The organism is Streptomyces sp. NPDC017943 (assembly GCF_044328425.1).
Classification (GTDB): Bacteria; Actinomycetota; Actinomycetes; order Streptomycetales; family Streptomycetaceae; genus Streptomyces; species Streptomyces djakartensis_A.
The window spans coordinates 457,723-472,953 of the sequence record NZ_JBIRHH010000004.1; the positions used below are offsets into that span (position 1 = coordinate 457,723).

Annotated in this window: 13 protein-coding genes; 4 read left to right on the plus strand and 9 right to left on the minus strand. The window is 73.7% G+C overall.

What is annotated here, in order from left to right; genetic code table 11:
* Positions 1-58: 58 nt before the first annotated feature.
* Positions 59-1,039, minus strand: a complete 981-nt coding sequence (locus ACH4C6_RS15670; RefSeq protein WP_398109122.1) for an NAD(P)H-quinone oxidoreductase — start codon at positions 1,037-1,039, stop codon at positions 59-61.
* Positions 1,040-1,229: 190 nt separating this feature from the next.
* Here ACH4C6_RS15670 and ACH4C6_RS15675 point away from each other — a divergent pair, with 190 nt between their 5' ends.
* Both ACH4C6_RS15675 and ACH4C6_RS15680 read left to right on the plus strand, forming a co-directional pair.
* Entirely contained in the window at positions 1,230-2,246 is a 1,017-nt protein-coding gene (locus ACH4C6_RS15675; protein ID WP_398109123.1) for an ATP-binding cassette domain-containing protein, read from the plus strand.
* Positions 2,243-3,091 (plus strand): ABC transporter permease, encoded by an 849-nt coding sequence (locus ACH4C6_RS15680; protein ID WP_398109124.1) that lies wholly within the window; start codon positions 2,243-2,245, stop codon positions 3,089-3,091. Before ACH4C6_RS15675 ends, ACH4C6_RS15680 begins: the two co-directional genes overlap by 4 nt.
* Positions 3,092-3,180: 89 nt before the next feature.
* On the opposite strand, the gene ACH4C6_RS15685 is transcribed toward ACH4C6_RS15680, so the two are convergent.
* The 6 genes from ACH4C6_RS15685 to pdhA form a co-directional block, all read right to left on the minus strand.
* Positions 3,181-4,299: a potassium channel family protein gene (locus tag ACH4C6_RS15685; RefSeq protein ID WP_398109125.1), complete on the minus strand. Its 1,119-nt coding sequence runs from the start codon at positions 4,297-4,299 to the stop codon at positions 3,181-3,183.
* On the minus strand, positions 4,296-5,714 hold the full coding sequence (locus ACH4C6_RS15690) for a molybdopterin molybdotransferase MoeA (RefSeq protein WP_398109126.1): 1,419 nt from the start codon (positions 5,712-5,714) through the stop codon (positions 4,296-4,298). Before ACH4C6_RS15690 ends, ACH4C6_RS15685 begins: the two co-directional genes overlap by 4 nt.
* Positions 5,711-6,721 carry an NTP transferase domain-containing protein gene (locus ACH4C6_RS15695; RefSeq protein ID WP_398109127.1) on the minus strand — a complete coding sequence of 337 codons (1,011 nt, stop codon included), beginning with the start codon at positions 6,719-6,721 and terminating at the stop codon, positions 5,711-5,713. The genes ACH4C6_RS15690 and ACH4C6_RS15695 overlap by 4 nt, the downstream gene beginning before the upstream one ends.
* Positions 6,722-6,806: 85 nt before the next feature.
* Positions 6,807-8,270, minus strand: coding sequence for a dihydrolipoamide acetyltransferase family protein (locus ACH4C6_RS15700; RefSeq protein ID WP_398109128.1), 1,464 nt, complete (start codon positions 8,268-8,270; stop codon positions 6,807-6,809).
* A complete protein-coding gene (locus ACH4C6_RS15705) occupies positions 8,270-9,274 on the minus strand; it encodes an alpha-ketoacid dehydrogenase subunit beta (protein ID WP_398109129.1) in 1,005 nt (334 codons plus the stop codon). The genes ACH4C6_RS15700 and ACH4C6_RS15705 overlap by 1 nt, the downstream gene beginning before the upstream one ends.
* Positions 9,271-10,416, minus strand: coding sequence for a pyruvate dehydrogenase (acetyl-transferring) E1 component subunit alpha (gene pdhA, locus ACH4C6_RS15710; RefSeq protein WP_398109130.1), 1,146 nt, complete (start codon positions 10,414-10,416; stop codon positions 9,271-9,273). Before pdhA ends, ACH4C6_RS15705 begins: the two co-directional genes overlap by 4 nt.
* A gap of 188 nt (positions 10,417-10,604) precedes the next feature.
* Between pdhA and ACH4C6_RS15715 the strand changes: the two genes are divergently transcribed.
* On the plus strand, positions 10,605-11,087 hold the full coding sequence (locus ACH4C6_RS15715; RefSeq protein WP_398109351.1) for an Lrp/AsnC family transcriptional regulator: 483 nt from the start codon (positions 10,605-10,607) through the stop codon (positions 11,085-11,087).
* Positions 11,088-11,146: 59 nt separating this feature from the next.
* On the opposite strand, the gene ACH4C6_RS15720 is transcribed toward ACH4C6_RS15715, so the two are convergent.
* Both ACH4C6_RS15720 and ACH4C6_RS15725 read right to left on the minus strand, forming a co-directional pair.
* The gene (locus ACH4C6_RS15720) at positions 11,147-11,737 is read right to left on the minus strand and encodes a TetR/AcrR family transcriptional regulator (RefSeq protein ID WP_398109131.1); all 591 of its coding nucleotides are present in this window, start codon (positions 11,735-11,737) and stop codon (positions 11,147-11,149) included.
* Complete coding sequence (locus ACH4C6_RS15725; RefSeq protein ID WP_398109132.1) at positions 11,734-13,251, minus strand: 3-hydroxyacyl-CoA dehydrogenase; 1,518 nt, start codon at positions 13,249-13,251, stop codon at positions 11,734-11,736. The genes ACH4C6_RS15720 and ACH4C6_RS15725 overlap by 4 nt, the downstream gene beginning before the upstream one ends.
* Positions 13,252-13,411: 160 nt before the next feature.
* Here ACH4C6_RS15725 and paaN point away from each other — a divergent pair, with 160 nt between their 5' ends.
* A complete protein-coding gene (gene paaN, locus ACH4C6_RS15730) occupies positions 13,412-15,103 on the plus strand; it encodes a phenylacetic acid degradation protein PaaN (protein ID WP_398109133.1) in 1,692 nt (563 codons plus the stop codon).
* Positions 15,104-15,231: the final 128 nt, after the last annotated feature.

The following is a 15,231-nucleotide window of genomic DNA, read 5'->3' on the forward strand; positions in this document are numbered from 1 at the left end:
CCGGGAGGAACGGCGCCCGCCTCGGCCCGGGGCACCCGGACCGGCCCGGCGGTCCGCCCTACGGCGCGATCAGCAGCACCTTGCCGATGTGGCCGCTCTCCTCGACCACCCGGTGGGCCGTCGCCGCGTCCGGCATCGGGATCTCGCGGTCGACGACCGGGCGTACCCGGCCCTCCGCGAGCAGGGGCCAGACGTGCTCGCGCACGGCCGCGACGATGGCCGCCTTCTCCTCCCGCGGCCGGGCCCGCAGGGACGTCGCGCTGACGGCGGCGCGCTTGGCGAGCAGCGCGCCGATGTTCAGCTCGCCCTTCGCCCCGCCCTGCATGCCGATGATCGCGAGCCGGCCGTTGACCGCCAGGGCCCGGACGTTGCGGTCCAGGTACTTCGCGCCCATGTTGTCCAGGATGACGTCGGCCCCGGCCCCGTCGGTGGCCTTCCTGACCTCCTCGACGAAGTCCTGCTCGCGGTAGTTGACCAGGATGTCGGCGCCCAGCTCGGCGCACCGCTCCAGCTTCTCCTTCGTCCCGGCCGTGACCGCCACGCGCGCGCCGACGGCCTTGCCCAGCTGGATGGCCATGGTGCCGATGCCGCTGGAGCCGCCGTGGACGAGCAGCGTCTCGCCGGGGCGCAGGTGGGCGACCATGAAGACGTTCGACCAGACGGTGCAGACCACCTCGGGCAGCGCCGCGGCCTGCTTCAGATCCATCGACCCGGGCACCGGCAGCAGCTGCCCGGCCGGGACGGCCACCTTCTCGGCGTAACCACCGCCGGAGAGCAGCGCGCACACCTCGTCACCGACGTTCCAGCCCGAGACGCCCGGGCCGATCGCGGCGATCCGGCCGGAGCACTCCAGGCCCGGGTAGGGGACCGCGCCGGGCGGCGGGTCGTAGAAGCCCTGCCGCTGGAGGATGTCGGCCCGGTTGACGGCCCCGGCCGCCACCTCGACCAGGACCTCGCCCTCGCCGGGCACGGGGTCGGGGACCTCGTCCCAGACCAGCGCCTCGGGCCCACCAGGTTCGGGAATCGTGATCGCATGCATGAAGGGGACCGTACCCCCCGGCCCCGGGACCGAGTCCGATCCCTTCGCGGACGGCCCGGCTCGCCCCCGGGAAGAGGCCGGTTCGCTCCCCGGGCGGGCCGCGGCGGAAATCCATGTGCGCGACCGATGAGTTTGAGCGACGGTAAAGGTCTCCCCATGCGTAGCCCACGTACTCGGAAGGACCCGAAGCATGAGCACGCAGACGTCCGGCCTGGCGATCGAGACCGCGGGCCTGGTGAAGACGTTCGGCGAGACCCGGGCCGTCGACGGGGTGGACCTGTCCGTGCCCGCGGGCACGGTCTACGGCGTCCTCGGCCCGAACGGCGCCGGCAAGACCACCACCGTGAAGATGCTCGCCACCCTCCTGCGTCCGGACGGCGGTCAGGCCCATGTCTTCGGTCACGACATCGTCCGCGAGGCGGACGAGGTGCGCGGCCGGGTCAGTCTCACCGGCCAGTACGCCTCCGTCGACGAGGACCTCACCGGCACGGAGAACCTGGTCCTGCTGGGCCGGCTCCTCGGCCACCACAAGCGGGCCGCCCGGGACCGCGCGGCGCAGCTCCTGGAGGCCTTCGGGCTGACGGACGCCGCCGCCAAGCAGGTCAAGCACTACTCGGGCGGCATGCGGCGGCGCATCGACATCGCCGCGTCCATCCTCAACACCCCCGACCTGCTCTTCCTGGACGAGCCGACGACCGGCCTGGACCCGCGCAGCCGCAACCAGGTGTGGGACATCGTGCGGGCGGTGGTCGCCCAGGGCACCACCGTGCTGCTGACCACGCAGTACCTGGACGAGGCGGACCAGCTGGCGTCCCGGATCGCCGTCATCGACCGCGGACGGGTGATCGCCGAGGGCACCAAGGGCGAGCTGAAGTCGTCCGTCGGCGCGGGGTCGGTCCATCTGCGGCTACGGGATCCGGACCAGCGGGAGCTCGCGGCGGAGCTGCTGCGCCGCACCCTCGGCGCCCAGGTCCAGCCGGAGCCCGACCCGGTGGCCCTGACCGCCCGGCTCGCCGCGGCGAGCGACGACTCGGCGGCCGCGCACGCCTCGCGCGCGCTGGGCGAACTGGCCCGCGCCGGGGTCACCGTCGACAACTTCTCCCTGGGCCAGCCCAGCCTGGACGAGGTGTTCCTCGCCCTGACCGGGCACGACACGCACGACTCCGCCGACCGCTCCGACGACCCGAAGGACGAGGTGGCGGCATGAGCACCGCGACGACCACCGACAGCAAGGAACTCGCCCCGGTCAGCGCCGAGTCGCTCGCCGCGCTGCTCATCTCCAAGGAGCGGCCGCCGCGCCCCAGCGCGTGGTCGGCCTCGATGACCTTCGGCTGGCGGGCCATCCTCAAGATCAAGCACGTGCCGGAGCAGCTCTTCGACGTCACGGCGTTCCCGATCATGATGGTGCTGATGTACACGTACCTGTTCGGCGGGGCGCTGGCCGGCTCGCCGAAGGAGTACATCCAGTTCCTGCTGCCGGGCATCCTCGTGATGTCGGTCGTGATGATCACGATGTACACGGGCGTCTCGGTCAACACCGACATCGAGAAGGGCGTCTTCGACCGGTTCCGGAGCCTGCCGATCTGGCGGCCCTCGACCATGGTCGGCTATCTGCTCGGTGACGCCCTGCGGTACACGATCGCCTCGGTCGTGATGCTCACCGTGGGCATGATCCTCGGCTACCGGCCGGAGGGCGGTCCGGCGGGCGTGCTCGCGGGGATCGCCCTGCTGGTGCTGTTCTCGTTCGCGTTCTCGTGGATCTGGACGATGTTCGGGCTGATGCTGCGCACCGAGAAGTCGGTGATGGGCGTCAGCATGATGGTGATCTTCCCGCTGACGTTCCTGTCCAACGTGTTCGTCGACCCGAAGACCATGCCGGGCTGGTTGCAGGCCTTCGTGAACAACAGCCCCATCACGCATCTGGCGTCGGCGGTGCGCGGTCTGATGGGCGGCGACTGGCCGGCTGACGAGGTGGCCTGGTCGCTGGGCTGGGCCGGGCTGTTCGTCCTGGTCTTCGGGCCGGTCACGATGCGGCTGTACAACCGCAAGTAGCCCCATGGACCCCGGCCGGCCGTCACGCGCACCCGGTGCGGGACGGCCGGCCCTTTCGTGTCCCGGCCCTGTGCCGCCTCTGCCCGCGGCTACTTGTTGCGGGGCATCGGGGGCAGGGGCGGCATCGGGCGGACGTCCGGCGCGACCTGCGTGCCGGGGGTCTTGCGCACGATGGTGATGAGCCGGTCGGTCAGCTCCAGCCGGCCGACGGCCGGGTCGTCGTAGCCGAGCACCCGGTGACCGCGTATGACGCTGACCACCAGGTCGTCGATCTCCCGGGGTGTCCTGCCCACCTCCGCCTTCACGACCGGCCGCTCAACGATGTCCAGGCCGCTGCCCTGCTGGATGAGGTCCTCCATCACCATGCCGGCCGACGGGCTGAGCACGGACAGGCCGAGCAGCCGGCCCGCGGCGCTGGCACTGGTGATGACGGCGTCGGCGCCGGACTGCTTGAGCAGCGGGGCGTTCTCCTCCTCGCGGACCGCGGCGACGATGTTCGCCCCGCGGTTGAGCTGCCGCGCGGTGAGCGTCACCAGGACCGCGGTGTCGTCGCGCTGGGTGGCGATGATGATCTGGCGCGCCTTGTGGACCTCGGCCCGCTTGAGGACCTCGCTGCGGGTGGCGTCACCGACGATGCCGGCGTACCCCTCGGCGGTCGCGGCGTCGATCACCTTGGAGCTGGGGTCGACGACGACCACCTGCTCCTTCTTCAGCCCCGTCGCGCAGACGGTCCGGATCGCCGAGCGGCCCTTGGTGCCGAAGCCGACGACGACGGTGTGATCGCGCAAGGTGGACCTCCAGCGGGTCAGTCGCCACTCCTCCCGGGTGCGTTCGGTGAGGGCTTCCAGGGTCGTACCGACCAGGATGATCAGGAACAGCACGCGCAGCGGCGTGATGACGAGGATGTTCGTCAGCCGGGCGCTCTCGCTGGCCGGGGTGATGTCACCGTACCCGGTGGTGGAGAGGGTGACGGTCGCGTAGTAGAAGGCGTCGAGGAGGGTGAGGCCGCCGCCCGCGTTGTCGTTGTAGCCGTCCCGGTCGGCGTAGACGATCAGCGCGGTCAGGACGAGGACCACCAGGGCCATCGAGAGCCGCTTGGCGACCTGGCGGATCGGGTGCTCCACGACCTGCCGCGGGAGTTTCACCCGGTGGGTCACCAGGTGCTCGTCGGCCTGGCGGGCGATGGCGTCCTGGCCCGGAAGTTTCACGTGAAACACACCCCGATCCCGGCGGACGCCCAGGGCATGTCGAGCAGTTCCGCCTCCTGTCCCGGGCCGGCGCCACCCGGCGGCACGACGGCCAGTGCGTCGGCCGCGGCGATGCCGCGCAGCATGGCGGGCCCGTTGTAGTGCAGCGGCATCGCCCGGTCGCCGCGCAGGACCACGGGCACGAGCCGGGTGTCGTGGGGGTGCCCCTGCACGGCGTCCCCCAGCGGCAGCGTGTACGGCTCGGGAGCGGGGCGGGCGGAGAGGATCCGCAGCAGCGGCTCCGCGAGCGTCAGCAGCCCCGAGACGGCGGCGAGCGGGTTGCCCGGCAGGCCGACCAGGTGCCGTGTCTCGCCGATGCGGGCCAGGAGCATGGGGTGCCCGGGCCGGACCTGGACGCCGTCCACCAGGAGGTCGGCACCGATGCGCTCCAGGACCGGGTGGACGTGGTCGACCGGGCCCGCGGCCGTGCCGCCGGTGGTCACGACGACGTCGGCGCCCGAGGCGGTGATCGCCTCGTGCAGCGCCTCGATGTCGTCGCGCACGCGCTGGACGGCGGTGACCTCGGCCCCGAGCGCCCGCAGCCACGGCGGCAGCAGGGGGCCGAGGGCGTCCCGGATGAGGCCGTCGTGGGGCAGCCCTTCGGTGAGCAGTTCGTCGCCGAGGACGAGGACGTCCACCCGGGGGCGGGGCACGGCGGTGACGTTGTCGTACCCGGCCGCCGCGGCCAGTCCGAGGACCGCCGGGGTGACGAGGGTGCCGACGGGCAGCAACTGGTCGCCGGCGCGGCACTCCTGGCCGCGCGGGCGGATGTCCTGGCCGGTGACGACCTCGCGGGTGGCGTGCAGCCGGCCCTTGTCGTCGGTCCGGCCGTGCTCGCTGCGCAGGACGGCCGTGGTGTCCGCCGGGATGCGGGCGCCGGTGGCGATCCGGATCGCCTCGCCGTCGGTGAGCCGGGCGGGCGCGGCGTGCCCGGCGAGGACGCCCTCGTCCCGGACGGCCCACGGGGCGGGACCGGCCACCGCCCAGCCGTCCATCGCCGAGGTGTCGAAGGAGGGCAGGTCGGTGAGGGCGTCGAGCGGGGCGGCCAGGGTGAGGCCCAGGGCACCGTCCAGGGGCACGGAGACAGGCTCGCGCCGGGCGGCCCGGACGGTGGCCCGTGCGGTGCGTTCGGCGCGGGAACGGGCCTCGGACCAGGGCGTGGCGCGGTGGCCGCGCCCGGACCCGGCCGCGGGCGTACGGGCGTCGCCCCCCGCGGTGGGGCCGCCGGGTCCGTGGTCCGGAGCGGGGTGGTGCGCGCCCGAGCCGTGCCCCCGGCCGCCGAGGGTGCTGTCGTTGCTGTCGCGCACGAGTGCGAGCACCTCCTCGACGTCGAGATCCTCGGCGTCCTCGCCGGCGCGGGTGCCCGGCGGGGTCATCCGGCGTCCGGGCGGGTGTCCGGGGTGGCGTCCGGGGCGACGTCGCCGCCGGGCCGCCCGGCGGAGCCGTCCTGGGGGGTTCCGGGGGCGGCGGTGCTCTCCCGTGCCCAGCGCTCGGCGAGGGCTGCGGCCTTGCGGGAGGCCTCGGCGACCGCCTCGGGGCCGCCCCCTGCCTGTGCGGCGGCGTAGCCGACCAGGAAGGTGGTCAGCGGCGCCGCCGGCCGCGCCACCCCGTGGGCGGCGTCGCGGGCGAGGTCGAGCAGTCCGCGGGTGTCGACGTCGAGGTCGAGCCCGAGTTCGTCCTTGACGGCGGAGATCCAGTCATCCAACACGTGCCCATGCTCCCTGATGCGTGCCCTGGCGGTGGCGATGTCGTCCCAGGTGTCGCAGTCGAAGGACGCGACGGGGTCCGGGACCCGGGTGAGGTTCAGCTCTGCGACGAGGCGCCGCAGGGGGAGACCGGCGAGCGTGCCGTGCCGTTCCCGCAGCACAGCGAGGGTCTCGCGCAGCCGCGGCGCGCGGTAGGCGGCCACGAGCGGCTGGTCACGGCCGTCGGGGTCGGTGAGCAGCACGCCGTCGGCGCCGCTCGTGCGCAGCGTGCCGAGCAGCCCGGCGACGGTCTGCGCACCGAGGAACGGCAGATCGGCGGAGAGCACCACGACGTGGCCGGCGGCGGTGTGGCGCAGCCCGGCGTCGAGGGCGGCGACCGGGCCGCCGCCGGGCGGGTCCTCCAGAGCCCAGGTGACGGGCCGTTCGGTGGGTCTCGGCGTGGCGACGACGACGGTCGTGCGGGCGTCCCGGCACGCGGCGAGGACGCGGTCGAGCAGCGCCCGGCCGCCCACCCGCACCCCGGGCTTGTCCGCTCCGCCCAGGCGCCGGGCGCCGCCGCCCGCGAGCACGACGGCGTCGTGCGGGGCGTGGTCCGGCCCCTGCTCGGGGCCGTGGCCGGCGCGGGGCGCCGGACCGGTGCCGGCCCGGGGCGCGCGGGTGGGCTCGTTGGCGGTCACGCACCGAGTATGCGTGCCCCCGCGATCACACGGAACGCGGGGGAATCGACACGATCACGGACACCGGCTCACGGGCCGGACGGAATCAGAGCGTCCGCAGCAGCACCGCCGGCTGTTCCACGCAGTCCGCCACGTACCGCAGGAAGCCGCCCGCCACGCCGCCGTCGCACACCCGGTGGTCGAAGGTGAGGGAGAGCTGCACGACCTGACGTACCGCCAGCTCGCCGTCGTGCACCCACGGCTTGGGGACGATGCGGCCGACGCCGAGCATGGCGGCCTCGGGGTGATTGACGATCGGGGTGGAGCCGTCGACACCGAAGACGCCGTAGTTGTTCAGCGTGAAGGTGCCGCCTGTGAGGTCGGCGGGCGTCAGGGTCCCCGCCCGGCCCGCCTCGGTCAGCCGGGCGAACTCCGCCGTCAGCGACTCGGCGTCCCGCGTGTGCGCGTCCCGGACGACCGGGACGACCAGCCCCCGGTCCGTCTGGGCAGCGAAGCCCAGGTGCACGTGGTCGAACCGGACGATCTCCCTGGCCTCCGTGTCGACCGTGGAGTTCAGCTCGGGGAAGCGCGCGAGCGCCGCCGTGCAGATCCGGGCCAGCAGGGCCAGGAGGGAGACCTTCGGTCCGCCGGTCGCGTTCATGGCCGCCCGGGCCCGCATGAGCTCCGTGGCGTCGGCGTCCACCCAGCAGGTCGCGTCCGGGATCTCGCGGCGGCTGCGGGCGAGCTTGTCGGCGACGGCGCCGCGGACGCCCTTGAGGGGCGTGCGGATCTCGCCGGGCGCCGCGGTCGCGGAGGACCGGGGCGCGGAGACGGCCGGGGCCGCGCCGCGCGGTGCGGCGGTGCCGGCCTGGGCCGGCCGCGCCTGCGCCGGCGCGGTGGTCTGCCCGGCCGCGCGCAGAGCGTACTCGACGTCCGCCCGCAGGATCAGCCCGTCGGGCCCGGAGCCGGTCAGCTCCCGCAGGTCCAGGCCGTTCTGCCGGGCCAGGCGGCGCACCAGGGGCGAGATCACCGGGACGGGCCCGTCCTCGGACCGGGCGGCCGCGGGGGCGGAGCCGTGACCGTTCACCGCGAGGGCCGCGCCCTGGCCGGTCATGGCGGGCGCGGCGCTCACGCCCTCCACGGCGGCGCCGGCGGGTCCGGACGGCGTGCCGTGCACCGGGTGGGTCCGGCGCACCCGGCGCCGCCGCGCCGGTGCCTCGGAGGTGCCGTACCCGACCAGGACGTTCCCGGAGCCCTCCGCACCGGTGGCCGCGGGGGCCTCGGCGGTCCCGGCCGGAGTCCCGCCGTCGCCGGAGGCCGGGCGCTCCCCCACCGCCACCGTGATCAGGGGCGCCCCGACGGGCAGTTCCGTGCCCTCCTCGCCGAAGCGGGCCGTGACCACACCGCCGTAGGGGCAGGGGACCTCGACCATCGCCTTGGCCGTCTCGACCTCCACGACGGGCTGGTCGATCGCGACCACGTCGCCGACCTCGACCAGCCAGCGCACGATCTCCGCCTCGGTCAGTCCCTCACCGAGGTCGGGCAGCTTGAACTCCAGCACCTGTGCCATCAGCTCTCGGCCTCCCACTGCAGACGCGCCACGGCGTCCAGGATCCGGTCCACGCCGGGCAGGTGGTGACGCTCCAGCATGGGCGGCGGGTACGGCAGGTCGAACCCGGCCACGCGCAGCACCGGCGCCTCCAGGTGGTGGAAGCAGCGCTCGCCGATCCGGGACGCGATCTCGCCGCCCGGGCCGCCGTAGGAACCCGCCTCGTGGACGACGACCGCGCGGCCCGTGCGACGCACCGAGGCGCACACCGTCTCGTCGTCGAAGGGCACCAGGGAGCGCAGGTCGACGACCTCCAGGTCCCAGCCCTCGGCGCGGGCCGCCTCGGCGGCCTCCAGGCACACGGGCACGGACGGGCCGTAGGTGACGAGCGTGGCGCTGCGGCCGGGGCGCCGGACCACGGCACGGCCGATGGGCTCGACCGGGGCGGGCGCCTCGGGGTTCCAGGAGTCCTTCGACCAGTAGAGCCGCTTGGGCTCCATGAAGACGACCGGGTCGTCGGAGGCGATGGACGCGCGCAGCAGCCCGTAGGCGTCGGCGACGGTCGCGGGCGTGACGACGTGGAGCCCCGGGGTCGCCATGTAGTACGCCTCGGAGGAGTCGCTGTGGTGCTCGACGCCGCCGATGCCGCCGCCGTAGGGGACCCGGATGGTGATCGGCAGGGGCATCTTGCCGCGGGTGCGGTTGCGCATCTTCGCCACGTGCGAGACGAGCTGCTCGAACGCCGGGTAGGCGAACGCGTCGAACTGCATCTCCACGACCGGCCGGAGGCCGTACATGGCCATGCCGACGGCCGTGCCGAGGATGCCCGCCTCGGCGAGCGGGGTGTCGGTGCAGCGGTCCTCGCCGAACTCCTTGGCGAGTCCGTCGGTGACCCGGAAGACACCGCCCAGGGTGCCGACGTCCTCGCCCATGACGTGCACGGCGGGGTCGGCGGCCATGGCGTCGCGCAGCGCGCGAGTGAGCGCCTGCGCCATGGTGGCCGGCTTGACGGCGACGGTGGTCATCGGTGCGTGCCCTCCTCCGGCTCGGCCTCGGCCTCCAGCTCGGCCCGCAGCTGCTCGCGCTGCTCCAGCAGCTGCGGCGTGGGCTCGGCGTAGACGTGGCCGAACAGGTCCATCGGGTCGAGGACCGGGTCCTGGTTCATCTGCTCGCGCAGGGCGGCGGCCATGGTCTCGGCGTCCTGGCGGGCGGCCTCGATGCCGGCCTCGTCGAGCAGGCCGCGCCCGGTCAGCTCGCGCTCCAGCAGCCGGATCGGGTCGTGCTCGCGCCAGGCCTCGACCTCGGCGTCGCCGCGGTAGCGGGTCGCGTCGTCGGCGTTGGTGTGCGCGTCCATGCGGTAGGTGATCGCCTCCACCAGGACCGGACCGCCGCCCGCGCGGGCGTGGCGCACCGCGTCGGTGAGCACCTCGTGCACGGCGGCGGCGTCGTTGCCGTCGACCAGGCGGCCGGGCATGCCGTAGCCCACGGCCTTGTGGGCCAGCGAGGGGGCCGCGGTCTGCTTGGCGAGCGGGACGGAGATCGCGAAGCCGTTGTTCTGCACGAGGAAGACCACCGGGGCCTGCCAGACGGCGGCGAAGTTCAGCGCCTCGTGGAAGTCGCCCTCGCTGGTGCCGCCGTCGCCGACCATGGCCAGCGCGACCACGTCGTCGCCCTTGAGGCGGGCGGCGTGCGCGAGGCCCACGGCGTGCGGCAGCTGGGTGGCCAGCGGGGTGGACAGGGGGGCGACCCGGTGCTCGTGCGGGTCGTAGCCGGTGTGCCAGTCGCCGCGCAGCAGCGTGAGCGCCTCGGCCGGTGCCACGCCCCGGGCGACCACGGCGAGCGTGTCGCGGTAGCTGGGGAAGAGCCAGTCCTGCTCCTGCAGGACCAGCGCGGCGGCGATCTCGCAGGCCTCCTGGCCGGTGGTGGAGGGGTAGACCGCGAGACGGCCCTGCTTGGTGAGGGCGGTGGCCTGCGCGTTGTAGCGGCGGCCCTTCACCAGCTCCGCGTAGAGCCTGCGCAGCAGCTCCGGGTCGGCCTTCGCGGCCGCCTCGGTGCCGAGGACGCGGTAGGGCTCCGCGTCCGGCAGCAGCGGCGCGGGATCCGTGCGGGGCTGCCAGGCGGGCGGCGGGGTCGGCCGGTACGCGCCCCGCTGCTCCATGACCGTCATGACGGCACCTCCTCGTGGGAGCGGCTAGGAGGCACGTCGCCTGTGACGCGCCTCACCTACCGATTGTTCGGTCGCCGGCACATTTTGGCTACGGGTGGCCTCAGGCTGTGGACAAACGGTTCTCCACAACCTGAGATGGACGCAGTACGTCCATCACCGGGAGGCGGGCGCAGGTGGCACCTGAACAAATGGCCGACGGCCGGGACGACGGCCAGGCTCCTGCGCCCCGGCCGCTGGACGCCATAGACCAGGACATCCTGCGCATGCTCCAGGCGGACGGCCGCGCCTCGATACGGTCGGTCGCCGAGCGCGTCCACGTCTCGCGGGCCAACGCCTACGCCCGGATCAACCGGCTCGTCGAGGACGGCGTGATCCGCGGTTTCGGCGCCCGCGTCCACCACGAACGGGCAGGTCAGGGGACGTCCGCGTACGTCACCCTGAAGATCGTGCAGAACTCCTGGCGCACGGTCCGCGAGCAGCTCCGGCAACTGCCCGGCGCCTCGCACATCGCCCTGGTGGGCGGGGACTTCGACGTGCTGCTGCTGGTGCACGTGTCGGACAACCGCGCGCTGCGCGAGCTGGTGCTGACCCGCCTCCAGGCGATCCCGGAGGTGCTGAGCTCGCGCACGCTGCTGGTCTTCGAGGAGGAGGACCTGGAGCCGCAGGGCTGACCCGGTCCGTGTGGTGGCCCGCTGATCAGCACTGCGCTGTGGGAGGGCTCCGGCGCGGTTCAGCCGCTCCTGCGGAGCCCGCCGAACGCCAGCTGCACCACGGCGTCGGCCACCTCGCGCTCGCCCATGCCGCGGCCGTCCGGCCGGTACCACTCCACTATGGAGTTGATCATCCCGAAGACCAGCCGGGTCACCAGCCGGACCTCCACGTCCTCGCGCACGTCCCCGTCCGCCGCGGCGGCCTTGAGCAGGTCGGCGACCCGGTGGTCGAAGTCCCGGCGCCGCTCCAGGGCCCACCGCTCGGTGTCGGTGTTGCCGCGCACGCGCAGCAGCAGCGTCACGTACGGCAGTTCGGCCATGAGCACCTCGACCATGCGCCGCACGACGTGCTCCAGCCGCTCGACGGCCCTGCCCACGCGCGCGTGCTCCTCGTCGAGGATGCCGAACAGGCCGTCGAGGGCGCGGCTGACGGCCCGGCGCAGCAGCTCCTCCTTACCGGTGACGTGGTGGTAGATCGACGACTTGGAGATGCCGGCCGCCTTGGACAGGTGCTCCATGGAGGTGCCGTCGTAGCCGCGCTCGTTGAACACCTGGACGGCGACGGACAGCAGGGTGTCCGGCGTGTACGTGTCGCGCCTGGCCGTGGTCATGAGGCAGGGCCCTCCCGCTTGTCGGAGGCGTGGGCGTGGCGGTACAGCGCGAGGGACGGCGCGTAACGCCCCGAGGGGTCGCGCAGGTGCAGGTCGTCCAGGAGTGCGTAGGCCCAGAAGCGGCCGAGCCGGCGGCTCCACTCGAAGGGGCCCAGGGGGTAGTTCACACCGAGACGCATCGCGGTGTCGACGTCCTCCTCGGTGGCGACGCCCTTGGCCACGGCGTCGTGGGCGAGGTCGATGATCCGCGCGACCGTGCGGGCGACGATCATGCCGGGCACGTCCCCGATGACGCTGACCTTCTTGCCGAGCGCCTGGAACAGCCCGACGGCCTCCGCGAGGGTGCGCGGCGAGGTGTCCTGGGAGGCGGACAGGGCGATCCGGGTCGCCTTGCGGTAGTCCAAGGCGAGGTCGAAGTAGACGACGTCGCGGAACTCCACCGAGGTCTGCCCGTCGGCGAGGACCAGCTGGCCCCCGCTCGGCAGCACCAGCCGGGAGCCGTTGTCCTCGTCCTCCTCGCGCACCTCGACGCCCGCCTCGCGGATCATCGCGAGCAGCTCGGCGGCCGGCCCCAGGTCGCCCTCGGCGACGACGTACGCCGGCGGCTGCCGGTGGTCCGCCGTGTCCGGCTCGGGACGCTCGGCGCCGTCCCCGTGGTCGTACCAGCCGTGACCGCTCTTGCGTCCCAGCCGGCCGGACTCGACCAGCCGCCGCTGGGCCAGGGACGGGGTGAAGCGCACGTCCTGGAAGAAGGACTCCCACACCGAGCGCGTGACCGACTCGTTGACGTCCTGGCCGATCAGGTCCGTCAGCTCGAAGGCGCCCATGCGGAATCCGCCGGACTCGCGCAGCACCGCGTCGATGGTGGCCGGGTCGGCGCCCTGTGCCTCGTACACCGCGAAGGCCTCGGCGTAGAACGGCCGGGCGATGCGGTTGACGATGAAGCCCGGGGTGTCCGCGCAGGCGACCGGCGTCTTGCCCCAGGCGCGTGCGGTCTCGTACGCGCGCGTGGCCGAGGTGACGTCGGTGGCGAAGCCGGAGACGACCTCGACCAACGGCAGCAGGGGCGCGGGGTTGAAGAAGTGCAGTCCCACGAACCGGCCCGGGACGCGCAGGGCGCCGCCGATGGCGGTGACGGACAGGGACGAGGTGTTGGTGGCGAGCAGGCAGTCGTCGCCGACGACGTCCTCCAGCTCGCGGAACAGCGCCTGCTTGACGTCCAGCCGCTCCACGACGGCCTCGACGACCAGGGCGCAGCCGGCCAGCTCGGCGAGGGTCTCGGCGGGCCGGAGCCGCGCCCGGGCGGCGTCCCGGTCGCCGGCCGGCAGGCGTTCCTTCTCGACGAGGCGGTCCAGCCGGGCGCCGATGGCGTCGGCCGCCTGCCGCGCCCGCCCCGGCAGGGCGTCGTACAGCCGCACCGGATGGCCCGCCATCAGCGCGACCTGGGCGATCCCCTGGCCCATCGTGCCGGTGCCGACGACCGCCACGGGGCTGCTGAGGTCGAGTGCTGTCATGTGCGCGATCCTCCCGCACGGGGTTTTCCACAGATGCGGCGGACCCCCTTGAACCGACCGATCGTTCGGTTACTCTAGCTCTGTCCGAGTGTTCCTGCCCAGGTTTCTGCCCAGGTCATGAACTCGACGAGGAGTTCTTGAGACGAGGAGTTGGTCACCCATGACCGCCGCACTCTCGGCGCACGAGCTGATCGCCCGGCACCGGTCCACCCTCGACCAGGCGCTGGAAGCGATCCGCACGCGCGCCTACTGGTCCCCCCACCCCGAGCACCCCAAGGCCTACGGGGAGAACGGCAGCCTGGACGCGGCCGCGGGCAAGGCAGCCTTCGACGCCCTGCTCGGCGGCCGCCTCGACCTCGGCCAGCCCGGGACGGACGACTGGGTGGGCGGCGAGACGTCCCCGTACGGCATCGACCTGGGCGTCACCTACCCGCACGCGGACCTCGACGTGCTGCTGCCCGCCATGAAGGCCGGGCAGCGTGCCTGGCGGGACGCGGGCGCCGAGCAGCGCGCGGTGGTCTGCCTGGAGATCCTCAAGCGCATCAGCGACCGCACGCACGAGTTCGCGCACGCGGTCATGCACACCTCCGGCCAGGCGTTCATGATGGCGTTCCAGGCGGGCGGCCCGCACGCCCAGGACCGCGGCCTGGAGGCGGTGGCCTACGCGTACGTGGAGCAGGTCCGCACGCCGGACGAAGCCGAGTGGACCAAGCCGCAGGGCAAGCGCGACCCGCTGGCCCTCACCAAGCAGTTCACGCCGGTCCCGCGCGGCATCGCCCTGATGATCGGCTGCAACACGTTCCCGACGTGGAACGGCTACCCGGGCCTGTTCGCCTCCCTCGCCACCGGCAACGCGGTGCTGGTCAAGCCGCACCCGCGCGCGGTGCTGCCGCTCGCCCTCACCGTCCAGGTCGCCCGCGAGGTGCTCGCCGAGGCCGGCTTCGACCCGAACCTGGTGGCGCTGGCCGCCGAGCGCCCCGGCGAGGGCATCGCCAAGACGCTCGCGCTGCGCCCGGAGATCCGGATCATCGACTACACGGGCTCGACCGAGTTCGGCGACTGGCTGGAGGCCAACGCCCGCCAGGCGCAGGTCTACACGGAGAAGGCCGGCGTCAACACGGTCGTCGTCCACTCCACGTCGGACTACAAGGGCATGCTCTCCAACCTGGCCTTCTCGCTGTCCCTGTACAGCGGCCAGATGTGCACGACCCCGCAGAACCTGCTGATCCCGCGCGAGGGCATCGCCACCGACCAGGGCCCCAAGTCCTACGACGAGGTCGTCGCGGACCTGGCCCGGGCGGTGGACGGACTGCTCGGCGACGACGCCCGGGCCAACGCCCTGCTCGGCGCCATCGTCAACCCGGACGTGAAGGCCCGGCTGGAGGCCGCCGCCGGCCTGGGCGAGGTCGCCCTGGCGTCCCGCGAGATCACCAACCCGGACTTCCCGGGGGCGGTCGTGCGCTCGCCCGTGATCGTGAAGCTGGACGGGGCCAAGCCGGACGCGGAGGCCGCGTACATGAGCGAGTGCTTCGGGCCGGTGTCCTTCGCCGTCGCGGTCGACTCGGTCACGGACGCGGTGGAGCTGCTGGGCCGCACCATCCGTGAGAAGGGCGCGATGACGGTCGGCGCGTACACCTCCGACCCCGAGGTGGAGCAGGCCGTGCAGGAGGTGTGCCTGGAGGAGGCGGCCCAGCTGTCGCTCAACCTCACGGGCGGGGTGTACGTGAACCAGACGGCCGCCTTCTCCGACTTCCACGGCTCGGGCGGCAACCCGGCGGCCAGCGCGGCCCTGTGCGACGGCGCGTTCGTGGCCAACCGGTTCCGGGTGGTCGAGGTGCGCCGGGAGGCGTAGGGACCCGGGGGTGCGGTGAGTGCGCGCGTGCCGGTTGTTCGTGGTTGCTCGCGCAGTTCCCCGCACCCCCACAGGGGCGCTCGGCCCGGGCCCGGCGTACGTCACCCGGCTCCGGACGTCACGTGGCG